At 71.4% G+C, this 18,698-nt stretch carries 17 protein-coding genes, 2 tRNA genes and 1 pseudogene; 6 read left to right on the forward strand and 14 right to left on the reverse strand.

Annotated elements, in window-relative coordinates:
* Positions 1-21 precede the first annotated feature (21 nt).
* From AC4IHM_RS16405 to AC4IHM_RS16425, 5 genes are all read right to left on the reverse strand, one after another.
* On the reverse strand, positions 22-795 hold the full coding sequence (locus AC4IHM_RS16405; protein WP_490867782.1) for a class E sortase: 774 nt from the start codon (positions 793-795) through the stop codon (positions 22-24).
* 13 nt (positions 796-808) lie between these two features.
* On the reverse strand, positions 809-1,807 hold the full coding sequence (locus AC4IHM_RS16410; protein WP_490867783.1) for a class E sortase: 999 nt from the start codon (positions 1,805-1,807) through the stop codon (positions 809-811).
* A complete protein-coding gene (locus AC4IHM_RS16415; RefSeq protein WP_490867784.1) occupies positions 1,804-2,442 on the reverse strand; it encodes an aminodeoxychorismate/anthranilate synthase component II in 639 nt (212 codons plus the stop codon). The genes AC4IHM_RS16410 and AC4IHM_RS16415 overlap by 4 nt, the downstream gene beginning before the upstream one ends.
* On the reverse strand, positions 2,439-2,600 hold the full coding sequence (locus AC4IHM_RS16420; RefSeq protein ID WP_163015848.1) for a hypothetical protein: 162 nt from the start codon (positions 2,598-2,600) through the stop codon (positions 2,439-2,441). The genes AC4IHM_RS16415 and AC4IHM_RS16420 overlap by 4 nt, the downstream gene beginning before the upstream one ends.
* Positions 2,601-2,681: 81 nt before the next feature.
* The gene (locus AC4IHM_RS16425; RefSeq protein ID WP_490867785.1) at positions 2,682-3,461 is read right to left on the reverse strand and encodes a DUF881 domain-containing protein; all 780 of its coding nucleotides are present in this window, start codon (positions 3,459-3,461) and stop codon (positions 2,682-2,684) included.
* A 151-nt stretch (positions 3,462-3,612) separates the two neighbouring features.
* On the opposite strand from AC4IHM_RS16425, the gene crgA reads away from it, so the two are divergent.
* Entirely contained in the window at positions 3,613-3,867 is a 255-nt protein-coding gene (gene crgA, locus AC4IHM_RS16430) for a cell division protein CrgA (protein WP_490867786.1), read from the forward strand.
* A gap of 253 nt (positions 3,868-4,120) precedes the next feature.
* Here crgA and AC4IHM_RS16435 read toward each other — a convergent pair whose 3' ends face one another.
* Together AC4IHM_RS16435 and AC4IHM_RS16440 are read right to left on the reverse strand one after the other, a co-directional pair.
* Positions 4,121-5,008 carry a rhomboid family intramembrane serine protease gene (locus AC4IHM_RS16435; protein WP_490867787.1) on the reverse strand — a complete coding sequence of 296 codons (888 nt, stop codon included), beginning with the start codon at positions 5,006-5,008 and terminating at the stop codon, positions 4,121-4,123.
* 102 nt (positions 5,009-5,110) lie between these two features.
* Positions 5,111-5,644, reverse strand: coding sequence for a peptidylprolyl isomerase (locus tag AC4IHM_RS16440; protein WP_490867788.1), 534 nt, complete (start codon positions 5,642-5,644; stop codon positions 5,111-5,113).
* Positions 5,645-5,963: 319 nt separating this feature from the next.
* Between AC4IHM_RS16440 and AC4IHM_RS16445 the strand changes: the two genes are divergently transcribed.
* The gene (locus AC4IHM_RS16445) at positions 5,964-6,659 is read left to right on the forward strand and encodes a DUF5324 family protein (RefSeq protein WP_490867789.1); all 696 of its coding nucleotides are present in this window, start codon (positions 5,964-5,966) and stop codon (positions 6,657-6,659) included.
* 99 nt (positions 6,660-6,758) lie between these two features.
* On the opposite strand, the pseudogene AC4IHM_RS16450 reads toward AC4IHM_RS16445, so the two are convergent.
* A pseudogene (locus tag AC4IHM_RS16450) lies at positions 6,759-7,536 on the reverse strand (isoprenyl transferase).
* A gap of 319 nt (positions 7,537-7,855) precedes the next feature.
* Positions 7,856-7,928, reverse strand: a tRNA-Ala gene (locus AC4IHM_RS16455).
* A gap of 179 nt (positions 7,929-8,107) precedes the next feature.
* On the opposite strand from AC4IHM_RS16455, the gene AC4IHM_RS16460 reads away from it, so the two are divergent.
* Both AC4IHM_RS16460 and AC4IHM_RS16465 read left to right on the forward strand, forming a co-directional pair.
* Entirely contained in the window at positions 8,108-8,656 is a 549-nt protein-coding gene (locus tag AC4IHM_RS16460) for a helix-turn-helix domain-containing protein (protein WP_490867790.1), read from the forward strand.
* 75 nt (positions 8,657-8,731) lie between these two features.
* Positions 8,732-10,327: a serine/threonine-protein kinase gene (locus tag AC4IHM_RS16465; protein ID WP_490867791.1), complete on the forward strand. Its 1,596-nt coding sequence runs from the start codon at positions 8,732-8,734 to the stop codon at positions 10,325-10,327.
* Between the two features lie 20 nt (positions 10,328-10,347).
* On the opposite strand, the gene AC4IHM_RS16470 is transcribed toward AC4IHM_RS16465, so the two are convergent.
* Both AC4IHM_RS16470 and AC4IHM_RS16475 read right to left on the reverse strand, forming a co-directional pair.
* A complete protein-coding gene (locus AC4IHM_RS16470; RefSeq protein WP_490867792.1) occupies positions 10,348-11,685 on the reverse strand; it encodes a hypothetical protein in 1,338 nt (445 codons plus the stop codon).
* Positions 11,686-11,847: 162 nt separating this feature from the next.
* Positions 11,848-11,976, reverse strand: a complete 129-nt coding sequence (locus AC4IHM_RS16475) for a DLW-39 family protein (RefSeq protein ID WP_003999697.1) — start codon at positions 11,974-11,976, stop codon at positions 11,848-11,850.
* 338 nt (positions 11,977-12,314) lie between these two features.
* Between AC4IHM_RS16475 and AC4IHM_RS16480 the strand changes: the two genes are divergently transcribed.
* Positions 12,315-12,707 (forward strand): DUF6344 domain-containing protein, encoded by a 393-nt coding sequence (locus AC4IHM_RS16480; protein WP_490867793.1) that lies wholly within the window; start codon positions 12,315-12,317, stop codon positions 12,705-12,707.
* A 164-nt stretch (positions 12,708-12,871) separates the two neighbouring features.
* Here AC4IHM_RS16480 and AC4IHM_RS16485 read toward each other — a convergent pair whose 3' ends face one another.
* A complete protein-coding gene (locus AC4IHM_RS16485) occupies positions 12,872-13,075 on the reverse strand; it encodes a ferredoxin (protein ID WP_490867794.1) in 204 nt (67 codons plus the stop codon).
* Positions 13,076-13,515: 440 nt separating this feature from the next.
* On the opposite strand from AC4IHM_RS16485, the gene AC4IHM_RS16490 reads away from it, so the two are divergent.
* A complete protein-coding gene (locus AC4IHM_RS16490; RefSeq protein ID WP_490867795.1) occupies positions 13,516-17,571 on the forward strand; it encodes an NACHT and WD repeat domain-containing protein in 4,056 nt (1,351 codons plus the stop codon).
* 219 nt (positions 17,572-17,790) lie between these two features.
* Here AC4IHM_RS16490 and AC4IHM_RS16495 read toward each other — a convergent pair.
* Together AC4IHM_RS16495 and AC4IHM_RS16500 are read right to left on the reverse strand one after the other, a co-directional pair.
* Positions 17,791-17,864, reverse strand: a tRNA-Ile gene (locus AC4IHM_RS16495).
* Between the two features lie 100 nt (positions 17,865-17,964).
* A complete protein-coding gene (locus AC4IHM_RS16500) occupies positions 17,965-18,684 on the reverse strand; it encodes a DUF3566 domain-containing protein (RefSeq protein ID WP_490867796.1) in 720 nt (239 codons plus the stop codon).
* Positions 18,685-18,698 lie beyond the last annotated feature (14 nt).

The following is an 18,698-nucleotide window of genomic DNA, read 5'->3' on the forward strand; positions in this document are numbered from 1 at the left end:
GGCTCCGTCATGACGGGGGGATCAGCGCAGCTCCGCCGGCGGGGTCCGCTCGCCGTCCACCTTCTCCGTGCGGACCAGCTCGCCCCACACCACGTACCGGTACCGGCTCGTGTAGACCGGCGTGCAGGTCGTCAGCGTGATGTAGTGGCCCGCCTTCTTCTTGCCGGACTCCCCGGGAACCTTCTCGAGGACCTTGACGTTGAACTTCGAGGTCTCGGCGAGGACGGCGTAGGTCCGGTAGACGTACCACGTGTCCTTCGTCTCGAAGACGATCGGGTCGCCCTCGCGGATCTTGTCTATGTTGTGGAACTTCGCGCCGTGCCCGTCCCGGTGGGCCGCCAGCGAGAAGTTGCCCTTCTTGCCGGAGGTCGGCAGCGTCGCCTTGACCGGGTCGGTGTAGTAGCCGGCCACGCCGTCGTTGAGGATCTTCATCGACGTGCCCTTCTCCACCAGGATGTCGCCCCTGCCCATCGCCGGAACGTGCAGGAAGCCGATGCCCGCCTTGGTGTCCAGGGCCCCGGGGCCGTCCGGACCGACCCTGTCCTGCGCCCAGTTGTCACGGACCTTGCCGGCCTGCTTGTCCGCCGCGCGGTCGGCGACCACGTTCGTCCACCACAGCGAGTAGACGACGAACAGGCCCAGCACCAGGCCCGCGGTGATGAGGAGTTCGCCGAGGACACCGACGGCCTGTGCGACGACCCCCCTGGGACCGCGTCCGCGGCGGTGTGCCGCGGGTCCCGGCGCGCCGTCCTCGCCGGCGTGCTCCTCGTGCTCCGTGTCGGTGGTCGCTGCCACTGGTCATCCGCCCTTAACTGACGAGCGCATCCGGCTTGCCCTTGCTGCGCGGCCGTTCCTCGACCATCTTGCCCCAGACGATCATCCGGTACTTGCTCGTGAACTCCGGTGTGCAGGTGGTGAGCGTGATGTAGCGGCCGGGGCCCGTGAAACCCGACTGCTTCGGCACCGGTTCGAGCACGGTGACGTTGCTCGGCGACGTCACGGGCAGGATCGACGCCATCTTGTAGACGAAGTACTTGTCCTGCGTCTCCACCACGATCGGGTCGCCCGGCTCCAGCTTGTTGATGTACCGGAAGGGTTCGCCGTGCGTGTTGCGGTGACCGGCCAGCCCGAAGTTGCCCGTCTTCGCGTCCGGCATCGCCGTCTTCAGCGCGCCCTCCGCGTAGTGCCCGACCATGCCGCGGTCCAGCACCTTCTTGCTGCTGATGCCCTCCGCGATCGGCACCACGACGTCCAGCTTCGGAATGTGCAGCAGCGCGAAACCCTGCCCCGGCTCGAAGCTCCCCGGGCTGCGCCTGCCGTTCGCCCAGTCGTCCTGGAGGCTGCTCGCGGCCTGGTCGGCCTGCGCGTGCGCCCGTACGTTCGTCCACCACAGCTGGTACGTCACGAACAGCAGCATCAGCACACCGGTCGTGATGAACAGCTCACCGATCGCGCGGCTGGCGATCACCGCGGCACCCGGTTTGCGCGCACGGGCCCGGCGCCGGGCCTCCACGCGCGACAGGGGCGCCTTCGGCTCCTCGGCCGACTCGGCCACCGCAGAGGCCCCCCGGGAGGCCCCACGGCGCCCGTGACGCCGTTTCGCGGCCTTCCTGCGGGCCGCGCGGCCACCGTCCGCGGGGGCGTCCGCCGAGGAGGCGGTATCCGACTGCCGTGGCGGCGGGACCGGGATGCGCAGCGCCACCGTCTCGTCGTCCCCGAGCACACCGGAACCCCCGTACGGCTGCCCGTACGAGCCCCCCTGGTCACCGGCCGCGCCGGATTCGCGCTCGGGGCGCAGCGCGGTCACGCCGTGGCCCTGCCCACCACCGGGGCGAGCCCCGCCGACCTCGCCACCGCGTCCTGGTCGCCGCACTCCACCAGCCAGTTGGCCAGCATCCGGTGCCCGTGCTCGGTCAGCACCGACTCCGGATGGAACTGCACGCCCTCGACGGGAAGCGCGCGGTGGCGCAGCCCCATCACGATCCCGTCGCGCGTGCGGGCCGTCACCTCCAGCTCCGCGGGCACCGTGCCCGGCTCCGCGGCCAGCGAGTGGTACCGCGTCGCGGTGAACGGGGAGGGCAGGCCGGCGAAGACGCCTCTGCCCCCGTGCTCGACGGGCGAGGTCTTGCCGTGCAGCAGCTCGGGCGCCCGGTCCACCACACCGCCGTACGCCACCTGCATCGACTGCATTCCGAGGCAGACCCCGAAGACCGGCACCCCGGTCGCCGCGCAGTGCCGCACCATCTCGACGCACACGCCCGCCTGCTCCGGCGTCCCAGGGCCCGGGGACAGCAGCACGCCGTCGAAACCGTCCTGGGCGTGGGCCGGCGCCACCTCGTCGTTGCGCAGCACCTCGCACTCGGCGCCCAGTTGGTACAGGTACTGCACCAGGTTGAAGACGAAGCTGTCGTAGTTGTCCACGACGAGGATGCGCGCGCTCACTGGTTGTCCACCGTCACATCGTTGAAGGGAAGCAGCGGTTCGGCCCACGGGAAGACGTACTGGAAGAGGACGTAGACCACGGCCACGACCAGCACGAGGGAGAGCAGCGCCCTCACCCACGCGTTCCCCGGCAGATGCCGCCAGATCCAGCCGTACATGCCGTCCCTTCCGTCGCACCACGGCGCCAGACTCACGCCGTATTGCACCAGACTAACGGCGCCGGGCCCTGCGGAACGGCCTCAATCCACAGGCTGGGCGTAGTGCAGGTCCGCCGTGCCCGAGTAGCCGGGCAGCGTGGCCTTCCCGTCGTCCTCGACCTTCCAGCCGAGCCCGTAGACGTTGACGTACACCATGTAGTTCTGGATGGCCGGGGACGCCGCCAGCGTCTTCTTCAGCCGCGCCGGGTCCCCGACCGCCTGGATCCGGTACGGCGGCGAGTAGACGCGGCCCTGAAGGATCAGGGTGTTGCCCACGCAGCGCACCGCGCTGGTGGAGATCAGCCGCTGGTCCATGACCTTGATGCCCTCGGCGCCGCCCTGCCACAGCGCGTTCACCACGGCTTGCAGGTCCTGCTGGTGGATCACCAGGTAGTCGGGCTGCGGCTCGGGATAGCCGGGGAGCTTGGCGGTGGCGTCCGGCGGGGCGTCGTCGAGCGTGACCGAGATCGCCTCGCCCTTCAGCGGCTGCGTGCCCGCCTCGTGCTCCAGCTCCGCGAGCCTGTCGTCCTCCGACTTCGTACGTCCGTCGTCGCGCGCGGCGAGCGATTCGACGTGCTCGCGCAGGGTCGCGTTGGACTCCTCCAGCTCGCCGTTCTCCCGGCTGCGCTCATGGACGAGGTCGGACAGCTTGAGCAAGGAGGCGTCCGTGCGGATATTGGTGCCCTTCGCGGTGTTGAAGCTGGTGAAGAACAGGAGTCCCGCGAGAGCGAAGACCGCCGCCGTGAGCACCCGCACGGGCCGGAAACGGCGGCTGCGGGCGGGACTGGATCCCGTCCCGGGGGAGTCGGCAGAATTGCTCAACGTACCCTTATCTCCTTCGGCGCCACGGAAGGACTACGCTAACGGACGCCCGGGGGAGCGCTCGAAGTCCCCGTCGCCCCAGTACACCGCCCCCGAGACCGACCCCCCGTTCCCTGCGCGGCCACGCAGCGCATCGACAGGAGAGACCCTCGTGCCGAAGTCACGTATCCGCAAGAAGGCCGACTACACGCCGCCGCCCTCGAAGCAGGCGGCCAGTATCAAGCTGACCAACCGCAGCTGGGTCGCGCCCGTCATGCTGGCCCTGTTCGTCATCGGTCTCGCCTGGATCGTCGTCTTCTACGTCACCGACGGTTCACTGCCCATCGACGATCTGGGCAACTGGAACATCGTGGTGGGCTTCGGTTTCATCGCCGCCGGGTTCGGCGTCTCGACCCAGTGGAAGTAGCCCGGTGACGGCCCCGCGGTAGCTCTGCCCAGAGCTGTCCACCGAGTTATCCACAGCGGTTATCCACATGGGGAAAAGAAAGACGATCTGTGGATAACCCACGGGACATTGACGCCGGTGTGACGGAAGTACCGGCAACCGAAAACACGTTCACCCCCTGCCTGACCTGCGGAAACACAAGTCAGCGACAGGGGGCACACCTGTTCCCGCACGCTGTGCACAAGATCCGGCACCCGCTGTGGAAAACGGCTGCTCAGGTGAGCTGCGCGGTCCTCAACAGGGACAGGCCCACGACCACCACCAGGACCAGCGCGCAGGTGCCGTACTGCACGAGCGTCCGCCTCTCGCGCGGCGCGTGGAGCATGGCGTAGCCGATCGCGACGCCGGCGACGAGGCCGCCGATGTGCGCCTGCCAGGCGATGTTGGCCCAGGTGAAGGTGAAGACGAGGTTGATCACCAGCAGGATGACGATCGGCCGCATGTCGGCGTTGAGCCGGCGCACGAGCGCGGCCGTGGCGCCGAAGAGGCCGAAGATCGCGCCGGAGGCGCCGAGGGTGGCCGTGCTGGGCGAGGCCAGCAGATAGGTGAGGGCGCTGCCGGCCAGGCCGGAGACGAGGTAGAGCGCGAGGTAGCGGGCTCTGCCGAGGGCCGCTTCCAGCGGGCCGCCGAGGAACCACAGGCTCAGCATGTTGAAGCCGATGTGCCAGATTTCCTCATGGGTGAACATCGAGGTCACCAGGCGGTACCACTCGCCCTCCGCCACTCCCTCGGTCGGGACGAAGGGGGCGGGCGGCCAGCGCCCGATCAGCACCATGTCGCTCAGGAACGACGACGGCAACGCGTGGACGGCGATGAACACCGCCGCGTTGATCCCGATCAGGATCTTGGTGATGAGATGCGGGTCGGCGGCGACCGTCCCCCCGGCAAGGGTGCGGGGCCGGGACGCCGCGGGCGCGGGCCCGCCGCCGGTGCGGCCCCTCGCGCAGTCGGGGCAGTGGAACCCGACGGAGGCGTTGACCATGCAGTCCGGGCAGATGGGGCGTTCGCAGCGGGTGCAGCGGATGCCGGTCTCACGGTCGGGGTGGCGGTAGCAGCCGGGCAGGCTCTGAGCTTCCGGCGGGCCGGCTGCCGCGTGATCCATGACTTCCCCTCGATCGTCCTGTGGGCGGAGATACGCACATCACCGCCCCGCCCATCTTTACGGATGAGCGGGGCGATTGGTTCCTGCCCGGTGTGCGGAGGATCAGCCCTCGCGGGGCTCGACGGCGACCGACTCGATGACGACGTCGTCGAGGGGGCGGTCGGTGCGCGGGTTGGTGGGCGTGGCGGCGATGGTGTCGATCACCTTCTGGCTCGCCGCGTCCGTCACCTCGCCGAAGATCGTGTGCTTGCGGTTCAGCCACGTCGTCGGGGAGACGGTGAAGAAGAACTGCGAGCCGTTGGTGCCGGGGCCGGCGTTGGCCATCGCCAGCAGATAGGGCCTGTCGAAGGAGAGGTCCGGGTGGAACTCGTCCTCGAACTGATAACCCGGGCCGCCCGTGCCGTTGCCCAGCGGGTCGCCGCCCTGGATCATGAAGCCGCTGATCACCCGGTGGAAAACCGTGCCGTCGTAGAGCCGGTCCGTGGACTTGTCGCCGGTGGCGGGGTGGGTCCACTCCCGCTCGCCGCGGGCGAGTTCGACGAAGTTCCTGACCGTCTTGGGGGCGTGGTTCGGCAGCAGCCGGACCTCGATGTCGCCTTGGTTGGTCTTCAGGGTGGCGTAGAGCTGCTCGGCCACGTTGTGCCTTCCGTCGTCCTGTGGTGCGCACCGATCCTCGCACGGTCGAGGGCGCGTACCCGGTTCATACCCCGGGTCACGAGCGCTGGACGCCGATCCGTGGCATTGTCGACGGCAGGCTCCCGTTGCCCGGTATTCATCCGTTATTGAGGTTGATCGACTCTTGTTCGCGACTTCATCACCACTTGCCCCGGAGGGCTCGTAGGCAGCGTCCGTGACCCGGATGCCCGCCCTCACATGCCTGGGGGTGCGTCCGCAGGCATGATCCGTAAAAGGGTGGAAAGTCGAATTACCGTACGCCACCGAGGAGGAGGAACCCGTGACCCGCATCGACAGCGTGCGCGCCGCGACCGGTTCGGCGAAGGACAGCGTGCTGCACGCCGCGGAAGTGGTGGCGCCCTACGCCGACACGGCCAAGGACAGGGCCGCTCACTATGCACAGGAGGCGCGCGTACGGCTGGCGCCCAAGGTGTCTCAGGCCGCAGACCAGGCTCGTCTCCAGTACGGCGCGTATGTCGCGCCCAGGCTGGAACAGGCCCGTACGCATGTTCCGCCGAAGGTCGACGCGGCCGCTCAGGAGGCTGCCCACCGTACCCGGCTGGCCGCTCGGCAGGCGGCCGAATACTCACGTCCGAGGCTTGAGCAGGCGGCGGCCGCGGCCGGCCCCGTGCGGGACGAGGCCACCGCGCGGGGCGTCGCCGCGCTGGCCGCGCTTCGAGGTCAGGTCACCGCCAAGGAGATCCACAGGCTGACGCGCAAGCACCGGCGCCGGGCGAAGGCCGGGCGTATCGCCAAGGTCCTGGTGGTGGCGGGTGTCGTGGCCGGCGGCGCCTTCGCCGCCTGGAAGTGGTGGGACAAGCAGGCCAACCCGGACTGGCTGGTCGAGCCGCCGGAGGCGACGGAGGTCCCCGAGTCGGCGCGTCTGACCTCGGTGGACGGCACCGGCGAGGCGCTTCTCGACCCCGAGGTGGAGGCCAAGCAGGCGCAGGAGGCGGAGGACGAAGAGCCCCGCTGACCCTCACCGGACGGTTCTGCCGCCGCCCTCCCGCATCGCCGCGGGGCGGAAGACTTCCAGGTCTTCCGCCCCGCGGCGATGTTTCACGTGAAACATCGCTCAGCGGCCGTAGCGGCGCTCGCGCAGGGAGTAGGAGCGCAGGGCCCGCAGGAAGTCGATCTCGCGGAAGTCCGGCCAGTAGGTCTCACAGAAGTGGACCTCGGCGTAGGCGGACTGCCAGAGCAGGAATCCGGAGAGGCGCTGTTCACCGGAGGTGCGGATGATGAGATCGGACTCGGACCGCGTCTTGGAGTACAGGTGCTTGGAGATGTGCTCCATGGTGAAGGTCTCGATGAACTCGTCGATGTCCCCGCCCTGGGAACTGTGCTCGGTCAGGGCGGACCGTACGGCGTCGACGATCTCGCGCCTGCCGCCGTAGCCCACGGCGACATCGACCTTGGTACCGCCCTTGCGGTCCTGGGTGGCGGCGGTGGCGGTCTTGAGGCGGCTCGCGGACTCGGCGGGCAGCAGATCCAGGGCGCCGACCGCTTCCACGCGCCAGGGGTTGCCCGGTGCGGCGAGCTGCTCGACGACTTCGGCGATGATGTCGATGAGCGGGTTCAGCTGGTCTTCGGGCCGGTGGAGGTTGTCGTCGGAGAGCATGAACAGAGTGACGTGCTCGATCTGTGCGGAATCGCACCAGCGCAGGAAGTCCAGCACCTTCGCCCCGCCGGCCCGGTAGCCCTCGCGCGGGTCGTCGATGCCCGACATCTTGGCCCAGCGACGGTTGCCGTCGAGCATGATGCCGATGTGCTGGGGGCGCGGACGTTCCCTCCAACTCCCTGACCAGCCGCTTCATATAGAGCGCATCGAGAATGGCCCGTACCTTCGCCCGCATGGTCTACCCCTTCCACCTCGTCGGCAGCGACCGGACAACTCCGACGGCGATGAGCCCCGTGGCACCGCCCCGCAGGGGTGTGGCGCTGGTGCCCTGTGGGGTGACGATATCAAGAGCGGCCAGCGCCACTCCGGTGCCGAGGAGCCCTCGCCCGCAAGCCCGTTCCCGCTCTGACGCAGGGGCCGGTCGGCTGTTTGACATGGTCAACCGGCCCTTTCCGTCCGGGTATTGATGATCAGCCGGACACGGTCGGTGACGCCGTTGACGGGAAGAGCCCGTCCGATCTTGCGTTACCGCAGGTCGAACGGGCTCTCGACGGTGGAGCCTAGGGGAGTCGAACCCCTGACATCTGCCATGCAAAGACAGCGCTCTACCAACTGAGCTAAGGCCCCGGAGAAGGTGGCGTCCGGTCGGTACCGCGTACCGTCGGGCGCCCCGGACAAGAGTACCGGGTCACCGCCCGGATCTCACAAATGATTGGGGGTCCCGGGGAACAACCACGCTCCGTAAGATGCTCGGCGTGGTTCGCTTGAGCGAACTGCGGTTTTTGGGGAAGCGATGGGGAGACGCAATGGACGCCGCACAGCAGGAAGCCACCGCAAGAGCGCGGGAACTGCAGCGGAGCTGGTACGGAGAGCCGCTGGGGGCGCTCTTCCGTAGGCTTATCGACGATCTCGGTCTGAACCAGGCTCGTCTCGCGGGGGTGCTGGGGCTGTCCGCGCCGATGCTGTCGCAGCTGATGAGCGGCCAGCGGGCGAAGATCGGCAATCCCGCGGTGGTCCAGCGGGTGCAGCTGCTCCAGGACCTGGCGGGGCAGGTCGCGGACGGCAGCGTGAGCGCGGCCGAGGCGACGGAGCGCATGGACGAGATCAAGAAGTCGCAGGGGGGCTCGGTGCTCAGCAACACCGCCACGACGACGAGCAGTTCGGGAGCGCCCACGGTCAAGCGGGTGGTGCGCGAGATCCAGTCGCTGCTGCGCTCGGTGGCGGCCGCCGGGGACATCATCGACGCGGCGGACTCCCTGTCCTCCTCGCATCCGGAGCTGGCGGAGTTCCTGCGGGTGTACGGCGCGGGCCGTACTTCGGACGCGGTCGCGCACTACCAGTCCCACCAGAACTGATCCCGGGATCCGGTCGCCGGGAGGGGCCTGCGACCGGGTCCGGGAGTGGCGCGAGGGGAGGAGCGACACACAGCCATGGGTGAGGTCTTCGCCGGACGGTACGAGCTGGTCGACCCGATCGGCCGCGGTGGGGTCGGTGCCGTCTGGCGTGCCTGGGACCACCGCCGTCGACGGTATGTGGCCGCAAAGGTGCTTCAGCAGAGGGACGCGCACGCGCTGCTGCGGTTCGTCCGTGAGCAGGCGCTGCGGATCGATCATCCTCATGTGCTCGCGCCCGCCAGCTGGGCCGCCGACGACGACCAGGTCCTGTTCACCATGGACCTGGTCACGGGCGGTTCGCTCGTCCACCTGGTCGGGGACTACGGGCCTCTGCCGCCCGCCTTCGTGTGCACGCTGCTCGACCAGCTCCTGGCGGGACTGGCGGCGGTGCACGCGGAGGACGTGGTGCACCGTGACATCAAGCCCGCCAACCTGCTGCTGGAGGCGACCGGGACGGGACAGCCGCGGCTCAGGCTGTCCGACTTCGGCATCGCGATGCGGCTGGGGGAGCCCCGGCTGACGGAGACCAACCTCGTGGTGGGGACGCCGGGTTATCTCGCGCCCGAGCAGATGCTGGGCGCCGAGCCGGACTTTCCCGCGGATCTGTTCGCGGTGGGGCTCGTCGCCCTGTATCTGCTGGAGGGGGCCAAGCCGGACGCCAAGGCGCTGGTGCAGCACTTCGCCGAGCACGGTACGCCGCCCGCGCCGCAGGGGATTCCCGAACCGCTGTGGCAGGTCGTGGCGACACTGGTGCAGCCGGATCCGCCGGCGAGGTTCCGTACCGCCACGGGGGCGCGCAAGGCGCTGGCCGCGGCGGCGGAGCTGCTGCCGGAGCCCGGACCCGACGACGAGCTGATCGAGATCTTCGACCAGGTCGGCCCGCTGCCCCCGGGGTTCGGACCCGACGGTCCGCTCAAGCGGGCGTCGGGCGTGGACGACGTACCGACCGACCCGCGGCGCCCGTCCGACCCCGGCCGCCCCACGCCCTCCGCACCACCGGCACCGGGCCACACCCCGACTCCCCCGGCCGGCCCCCCACCCACACCGGCCGAAACACCGCAGCCCCTCGGCGGGCCCCCACCCAACGCCGCCTGGACGCCCTCCGCCTCCAACGGGACACCGTCCGACCCCGGTTGGACGCCTTCCGCCCCCAACGGGACACCGTCCGACGGCTGGACGCCCTCCGCCCCCAACGGCACCCCGGCCGGCCCCGGTTGGGCACCCTCCGTCCCGGTGGACACCCCGTCGTCGGTACCGCCCGGGGGTGTCCGGCCGACTGCCGTGTCGGAGCCGGGCGGTTTCCCACTACCGCCCCCGCAGGCTGCCGTCACCTCCCCGGCGGCGGCCGGTTCGCAGCCGCCCGCGCACACCCCCCACTCACCGGGCGGCCCCCGCCACCAGCCGCCGTACGCGCCACCGCGGCCCGCGCAGTCATCGGCGCCGTCCCCGCAGCAGCGCGCCAACGTCCCCACCGCCTCGTACACCACCCGGACCCCGCAGGCCGCACCCGCGCAGCACCGTGCGACACGGCGGCGCCGCCGTCCCGGGCCCCCGGCGAGGGTGACGGTCCCGCTCCTGCTCCTCGCGCTGGCCTGCTACGCCGTGGGTTTCTGGGCGCTGACCCGGATCTGATCCGGGCCCCGCACGGGCCGTCAGGACCTGCGCCGGACCACCGCTGTCCACACGGCCAGCCCCATGAGCAGCAGGCTGCCGGTGCCGATGCCGCCCACGGCGACCGCCTTCATGGCGAGGTTCCCGTCCGCGCCCCCGCCCTGCGGCCCGGCCGCCCGGTCCTGGGCCGAGGCCTCGAAGACGCCCTCCGGCCGGGGCTCCCCCGCGTAGTCGGGACCGGTCCGTGCCGCTCCGTCCAGCCGTACGCGCAGCGTCAGTGCGAAGGGGCCCGCGCCGAAGTCGCCGGTCACCTGCGCCGCGAGATGCACCACGACGTAGTAGTCGCCGGCGAACCGCAGCGCGCCGACCTGTCCGTCGGTGGCGTACCGGTTGGCGTACGCCACGGGCGGCAGGGGAGCGAGGGCGACGGTGGTCCGACGGCCGGTGTAACCCCTGGCGGCGTGGTCGACCTCGCCGCGCACGGGGTTGTGCAGGGCCAGGCGCAGGGCGCTGGTGGCGTAGCCGGACGCGCCGCCGGAGCCGGCGAGGTCGGCGGTGAGGTGGAGCCGGCGGCCCCAGTCGACCGGCACCTTGTAATAGAGGGTCTGCCCGGGGCGGACGTCATCGCGCCAGACCCCCTGTCCGAGAGGGGTGGCGTGGGAGAAGCCGCCGCCGCCGGACCGGCGTTCCGGCCGACCGGCGAGGGGTTCGGGTGAGGCGGAGTCCCAGGTCTCGGGTGCCGTGGTCGCGCCGGTCCGCTTCGGGGGCGGTTCGGTGGCGGCGGTCAGCTCAAGGCCCCAGGCTTCCCGCGGGGAGTCCTGGGGCCGGGTGCGCTCGACGGTCACGTAGTAGGTGCCGGCGTCCTGGCACCGGTTCTGGCGGGAGTCGATCTCGCGCCTGCCCCAGGCCGTGACCGGACGGGGGCTGTGCGCGGCGCCGAAGGTCGAGCTGTCGGAGGAGCACGATCCGCCGTCGGCGTCTTGCAGGGAGACCCGGATGCCGTCGACGGCGGTGACCTCGCCGTCGGACCCGGGCACGGCGGTGACGGAGACGTACGCGTTGGAGACGGCGTCCAGTTCGAGGCGGTAGTAGAGGGTGCCGTTCCTCGGCAGCGAGCCGCGGTACGCGGGGCCGGTCTCCAGCGGCGCGGCGTCCGCGGTGCCGCTCGCGCCCTCGATCGTCCGGGCGTCGTCGGCGAAGGCGTAACCGGCGGACGTACCGGCCGCGAGGGCCGCGCCGCCGGGCAGGGCGGCGGCCGTTGCCAGTACGGCGGTCACGACCGCCAGCCGCGCGGGCACCGCGCGTAAGGACGCGTACCGCGAGGTCCGCACGGGCGACCCCGACCCGGCCCGCTCCCAAGCCGTACACCACCGTCCCACGACCCGCCACCCCTCGCGCTCACCGGCACTTCCGCCGCCCGCCCCGGACGGACGTGCCCCATCCTGCCGCGCGCCCCCGTGCCCCCGCACGGGGATCCGGGCAACACAAAACCCCGACCGTTTGACGGCCGGGGTCTGCTCAGGACCGGATGTCGGTCGTACTCACGAACCCGTGGGCACGGAGTCAGTCGCCTCCGTCCACAGATCCTGCTCGGCGCGATCCGCCTGGATCTGGCGGTACACGAGGAGCCCGCCGATGGCGGCCAGTGCGACCAGGAGAAGCTTCTTCACCGCGCGACCTCGTCTTTCCTTGACGTAGGGGACCTCTGGCGCCCGACTATACACACCGGCCGATACCGATCGGTGACCTGCGTCGGCGGCCAACTGCCCGTCATCGAGGCCCCTTAGAAGCGGACGAGCCCGTTCCGATCGAAGGGTGATCACACCCTCACAGGCGGTGACTTTTGCCCGCCTCTCTCCCGCCTGCGCACCTTTTCAGATGCCTTGCACCCATCCGAGTGGTGTTCATCAGAACATCGACGCGCCACGGGCGTCGGTCCATCACTTCGCGAGCCACATACACATCATGAGGAAAGTACGCAAATCGCCCAACCCGAAAGTGAGGGGTCATGGCCCGGAACAAGGTCCTGACACTGTGGACCACCATCGTCACCGCCTTCCTCGCGCTGTGCACGGCGCTCGGACTCATCACCACGACCGCCTCCGCGGCCGTACCGCAGACCGGAACGCACAGCAACACCGAGAGCGCCTCCCCCGAGGCGGCCCCCGCGGCGGCGGCCCCCTGGTCCTGGTCACGCACCGGCTCCCTGCCCCCCACCATGAAGCAGCGCATCCGCGCCGAGGCACACGGCTCGGCACCCAGTTGCCGCCACCGCCCGCCCGCCGACGCAGCCTCGGCCACCGACCTGCTGTGCGACGACCCGGCCGAGTCACCGGCCCGGCACACCGCCACCCAGCACACCGCACCCCTCCAGCAGCACACCGCGCCCCTCCAGCGCTGAGCGAACCGGCGCGCGTACGGCCTTGCCGCGCCGCGCCCACCCCCCGGACCCGACGTCACGGCGATCTGCGTACAGCACCGCACGCGAGAAACGGCCCGGCCGCTCGACAGAGCAGCCGGGCCGCCGCCGCGCCCGGAAGGGAACCCCCGGCGCGCCCCCGAAGCTCAGTCCCCTCCCACGGTCCCCACGAGAGTGATCGCGGCAGCGGGACACCCCTCCACCGCCTCGCGCACCCGCGGCGCGTCGACGTCGTACTCCCGCCCGGGTATCACGGCCCCCAGCCCGCCCTCCTGGGTGAAGACGGACGGGGCCCGGTGAACGCAGTCTCCGGAGCCGTAGCACTGCTCGGGGTCGACGGAGATCCTCATACGCACTCCCGCGGCGGTCGGCATCGGAACCATCACGACCTGCCTGCCCGCGGATCGGAGCGCTGAACCCGCCCCACCCGCCCGCCTGTTCCCGGACGCCCGCACGGACGCGCGGCGACCTGATGTGGCACCGGTCCCTCCCCTCGTGGGGACCGGTACCAGACCACGCCGTCGGCGTACCGCACGCGGTGCCGGAACGGGTCGGGAAGGCTGGGCCGGCGAAGGCCGACCGATAACAGATGGCCTTGTGGGGTGGTTCTCCGAGGGCTGAGCCTCTGACCTGTACGGGTGCCGCACGGCCGACTCGCCACGGTGACGCGATCCTGCCATTCACGGCCCGCGCCGAGGAGGTTCCGGACCCACGGGCCCGATGTAGCCGCAGGTCAGGCATATAGAGTGAGTTTTCCGGTCCGGACGTCCAGGTGCGGGGGAAGTGAGGAGTGGAGACCTTGAGTTTCGACTCAGGGGCACGCACGGCCTTCGCGGAACGCCTCGCACTGCTGTACAAGGAGGCCGGCAACCCTCCCCTCAAGCGCGTGTCCGAGGCGGTCGTCCGCCTCCAGCGGGTGGACGAACGGGGGCGGCCGGTACGGGTCTCCGCCCAGCGGATCAGCGACTGGCGGCGGGCCAGGAACGTGCCCGCCCAGTTCCCCGCCCTCGCGGCGGTCCTGCACGTCCTCATCCCCCAGGCCCGCCGCGCGCGCCCCGTACCGGTCTCCGCCGGCCTGTACGACCTGGCCCAGTGGCAGCGCCTGTGGGAGCGGGCGCTGGCCGACCCGAGCGGTGACCGCCCCGCGCCGTCCGCCGCGGCCGAGGAGCACCCCGCGGCCGAGACCCCGGGCGGCGTCTGCCCCTACCGCGGGCTGGCCGCCTACCGCAGACAGGACGCCGACTGGTTCTTCGGGCGGGAGCGGAGCACGGACGCCCTCGTCGCCCAGCTCCGCGCGGCACAGGACACCGGCGGCCTGGTCATGCTCGTCGGCGCCTCGGGAGCGGGGAAGTCCTCGCTGCTGAACGCCGGTCTCGTGCCCGCCCTGCGCGACGGCGCGCTCGACGGCGGTTCCGGCCCGCCGAGGGAGGTGCTCCAGCTCGTACCGGGGGCCGATCCGCTCGGGGAACTGACCCGCCGGATTCCGAAGCTCGCGTCCGTCGTGAACACCGCGAAGGACGAGGCGGACGAGACAGGCATAAGCGGCGCGAAGGGCGCCCAAGAGGGGACGGAACCGGAGTCAGGTGCTCCGGTGGCCCAGGAGGCGGCCGAGGACGCCTTCGCGGCATGGGCGGCCCGCGAGGCCTCGCCGACCGGCCCTCCGGTGATCATCGTCGACCAGTTCGAGGAGGTCTTCACCCTCTGCGCCGACGAGTCGGACCGGCGCACGTTCATCCGGCTCCTCCAGGCCGCCTGCGCCCCCGGCCGCACCGGTGAGGCGGCACCCGCGCTCGTGGCGCTCGGCGTGCGCGCCGACTTCTACGAGCAGTGCCTGCGCCACCCCGAACTGGCCGACGCCCTCCAGCACCGGCACATGGTCCTCGGGCCGCTGACCACCGCGGAACTGCGCGAGGCGGTGACCGCCCCCGCCAAGGCCGTCGGCATGGAACTCGAACCGGGACTCGCCGAACTGATCATCCGCGAGGTGAGCACCGACAGCCCGCGCGGAGCGCACGACGCGGGCGTGCTCCCCCTTCTCTCGCACGCCCTGCTCGCCACCTGGCAGCGGCGCAAGGCGGGCCGGCTGACACTGGCCGGATACCGCGCCGCCGGCGGTATCCAGGGGGCGGTGGCCGCGACCGCCGAGCAGGCCTGGTCGGGCCTCGACCCGGCGGCACGCACGGCCGCGAGGCTGCTCCTGCTCAGGCTGGTCCGGCTCAGCGAGGACACCCAGGCCACCCGCCGACGCAGCACGCGGCGCCGGCTGGCGCAGGAGTCGGGGGACCCGGGCAAGACGGAGGAGTCCCTCGAAGCCCTGGTACGTGCCCGCCTGGTGACCCTCGACGCGGACACCGTGGAGATCACCCACGAGGCGCTGCTCCACGCCTGGCCCCGGCTGCGCGACTGGATCGACGAGGACCGGGCCGGCAACCTGCTGCGCCAGCGGCTGGAGGAGGACGGCCGGGCCTGGGAGGAGTCGGACCGCGACAGCTCGCTGCTCTACCGGGGCTCCCGGCTCGAACAGGCCCGCGGCTGGGCGAAATCGGCCGGCGGCACCGCCTTGACCACGAGCGCGGTGGACTTCCTGGCCGCCGCGGTCAGGCTGCGCAAACGCACCGTGCTGATCAGCCGTGCCGCGGTGTCGGCACTGGTCGTCCTGGCCCTGGTGGCGGTCGGCTCGGCGGTGATCGCCTGGCAGCAGCGCAACGACGCGGTGTTCGAGCAGGTGGTCGCCGAGGCGGACCGCGTCCAGGACACCGACCCCTCGATGTCCGCCCAGCTCGACCTGGCCGCGCACCGCCTGCGTCCCGGCGACGAGGACGTCAGGAACCGGCTGATCTCGATAGTGAACGCGCCCCTGGCCACACCGCTCCTCGGCCACACGGGCGCCGTCTACCTCACCTCCTTCAGCCCCGACGGCAAGATCCTGGCGACGGCCGGCTACGACCGGACCGTCCGGCTGTGGGACGTGTCGGACCCCGCCCGCCCCGAACCGCTGGGCAAGCCCCTCACCGGCCACACGAGCTGGGCGAGCGCAGCGGTGTTCAGCCCCGACGGCCGCACCCTCGCCAGCGCCTCGGACGACGGCACGATCCGGCTCTGGGACATCCGGGACCCCGGCCACCCGCGTCCGCTCGGCGCCCCCCTGGACGGTCACGGCGGCACCGTCTACCTGCTCGCCTTCAGCCCGGACGGACGCACCCTGGCCTCCGCCCACGACGACCACACGGCGCGCCTGTGGGACGTGGCCGACCCGGGCAGGCCGAAGGCGCTGGACACCCTGACGGGCGCGACCGCCGCGGTGCGCTCGGTGGCGTTCAGCCCCGACGGACGGACCCTGGCGGCCGGCGGCGACGACAGCACGGTCCGGCTCTGGGACGTGGCCGACCCGCGCCGCCCCGAGCCGGTGGGCACGCCGCTGACCGGTCATGGCGCGCTGGTGCACTCGGTGGCCTTCAGCCCCGACGGACACACGCTCGCCAGCGGCAGCGCGGACGACACCGTACGGCTGTGGAACGTGACCGACCCGCGCCGCGCGAGGCCCATCGGCGCACCGCTCACCGGGCACACCGGCCCCATTTGGTCCGTGGCCTTCAGCCCGGTCGGCGGCATGCTCGCCATGAGCAGCGCGGACAGCACCGCCAGCCTGTGGAACGTCAGCGACCCGGCCTTCCCGTCCCAGGTGGGCGTGCCCCTCGCCGGAGGCAGCGGGGAGATGTACGCCCTCGGCTTCAGCCCCGACGGCGACACCCTCGCCACCGGCAGCGGCGACAGCAAGGTCCGCCTGTGGTCGCTGCCGTCGTCGGACATGATCGGCCGCATCGGCGCCTTCCACCCGGACGGACACCTGCTGGCCACGGCGGCCCGTGACGGAAGGGTCCGGCTGTGGGACGTGTCGGACCCCGGCCGGCCCGTGCCCCTGAGCGCGCCCTTCAGACCGGGGGAGGGCGACATCCGGTCGCTGGTGTTCTCCCCGGACGGCAACACGCTCGCGGTACTCACCGGAAGCCGCGCCGTCCAGCTGTGGAACGTCACGGACCCGGCCCGGCCCACCGCGCACGCCCCGCCCGTGGCGCTACGCACCCGCTACGCGGGCCCCGACGCGCTGGCGTTCAGCCCCGACGGCCGCACACTGGCCACGGCGGCCCAGGACGACCGCACCGTCCAGCTGTGGAACGCCGCCGACCCGGCCCGCCTCCGCCCGCTGGGCGAGCCGCTCACCGGCCACAAGGGATACGTCAACACGCTCGCCTTCAGCCCGGACGGCCGCACCCTCGCCAGCGGCAGCGCGGACGACACCGTACGGCTCTGGAACGTCACCGACCCCCGGCACGCCACCCGGCTCGGCGCGCCCCTCACCGGGCACCTCGGGCCCGTCAACGTGCTCGCCTACGCCCCGGACGGCCACACGCTGGCCAGCGGCAGCGACGACGGCACGGTCCGCCTCTGGGACGTCACCGACCCGGGCCGCCCGGCCCGGGTGGAGTCCACGCTCGCCGGCCACACCGACTCGGTGGTGTCGCTGACCTTCGGCCGGGACGGCGACACCCTGGCCAGCGGGGCCAACGACAACACGGTCCGGCTCTGGGACGTCGCCGACCCCGCCGCGGCCGCCCCCATCGGCCGGTCGATGAGCCCCAACGCCAAGGCGGGGAACTTTCTGTCCTTCAATCCCGTCAGTCACCTGCTCGGGGTGTCCAGCGGCACGGACACCGTCCGGCTGTGGAGCCTGGACGTGGACGACGCCATCGACCGCATCTGCTCCACCACGCGGAACGTACTGACCGAGGACAGGTGGCACGAGTACCTGCCGCGCCTGGACTACGAGCCCACGTGCGACCGCTGAACGCCGCCCGCCTCCCCCGTCGCGAGTGATCCCGGGCACATACCCGGGCCCCGACCGACCAGTCGGCCCCCGCAACGCACCCGGCCTTGTTAGCCTTGGCCATAGCTCGACCGCTGGCGCATCCCCCGTCGCCAGCGGTCGGGCGTTTTTTCACCCACCGTCAGAAACAGCGCACACCAAAAACCCCCAGCCGAATCCGACTGGGGGTCTTGACACCGGTGGGGCTAACAGGATTTGAACCTGTGGCCTCATCCTTATCAGGGATGCGCTCTAACCAACTGAGCTATAGCCCCGCCGCGCTCTGCGGTGTATGTCCCGCGCGCTGACTCCTGAAGATTAGCGCACCAGGCGGGCAGTCCCAAAATCCGTTGTCGCGGGACCGGGGAGCGAGGATCACTCGTCCTCGGCGAGCGTCAGCTCCACCCCGCCGACGAAGCCGGCGGACAGGTTGTAGATGAAGGCGCCGAGCGTGGCGAGGGCCGTCGCGAGGACGACGTCGATGACCGCGATGACCGTCGCGAACAGCAGCACGTTGGGCAGCGACAGGAAGGCTTGCAGGTCGAAGCCGTTGGACTCGTTCGAACCGGTGGCCTCGGCGATCGTGCCGCCGACCGTCGAGAAGACCCCCATGGCGTCCATGACCATCCACAGCACGGCCGACGCGACGATGGTGCAGATGCCGAGCGCGATGGAGAGCAGGAAGCTGACCTTCATCACCGACCACGGGTCCGCCTTCGACACCCGCAGGCGCGCCTTGCGGACGCGGGGCGTGGTGCGTGCGCCGGTGCGCGGGCGGCGCACGGCACCGGACACGTTGCCGCCCTGCGTCGGGTAGGCCTGCGGCGGGTGGTACGGCCCGCCGGGCTGCTGGGGCTGCCGTTCTCCCGGCAGCGGCGAGGCCGCCTGCTGAGTCTGCTGGCCTCGGGTGTCCGTCACAGTTCCCCCCTGGGATCCATGAGTCTGGGGTTTGTGCGCGCCGGTCGTGCCGTCTTCGATCTTGCGCAGCTGAGTCGTGTGCGAATCCGCCGCACGCGCGGCGGAGCCACGGCCGCCGCCGCCCGTTTCCGTACCTGTGGAGGTACCGGCCGATCCGGCGCCCGTGGCTCCGCTCACGATGACTCTCTCCT

This window comes from Streptomyces sp. SL06 (assembly GCF_058244745.1).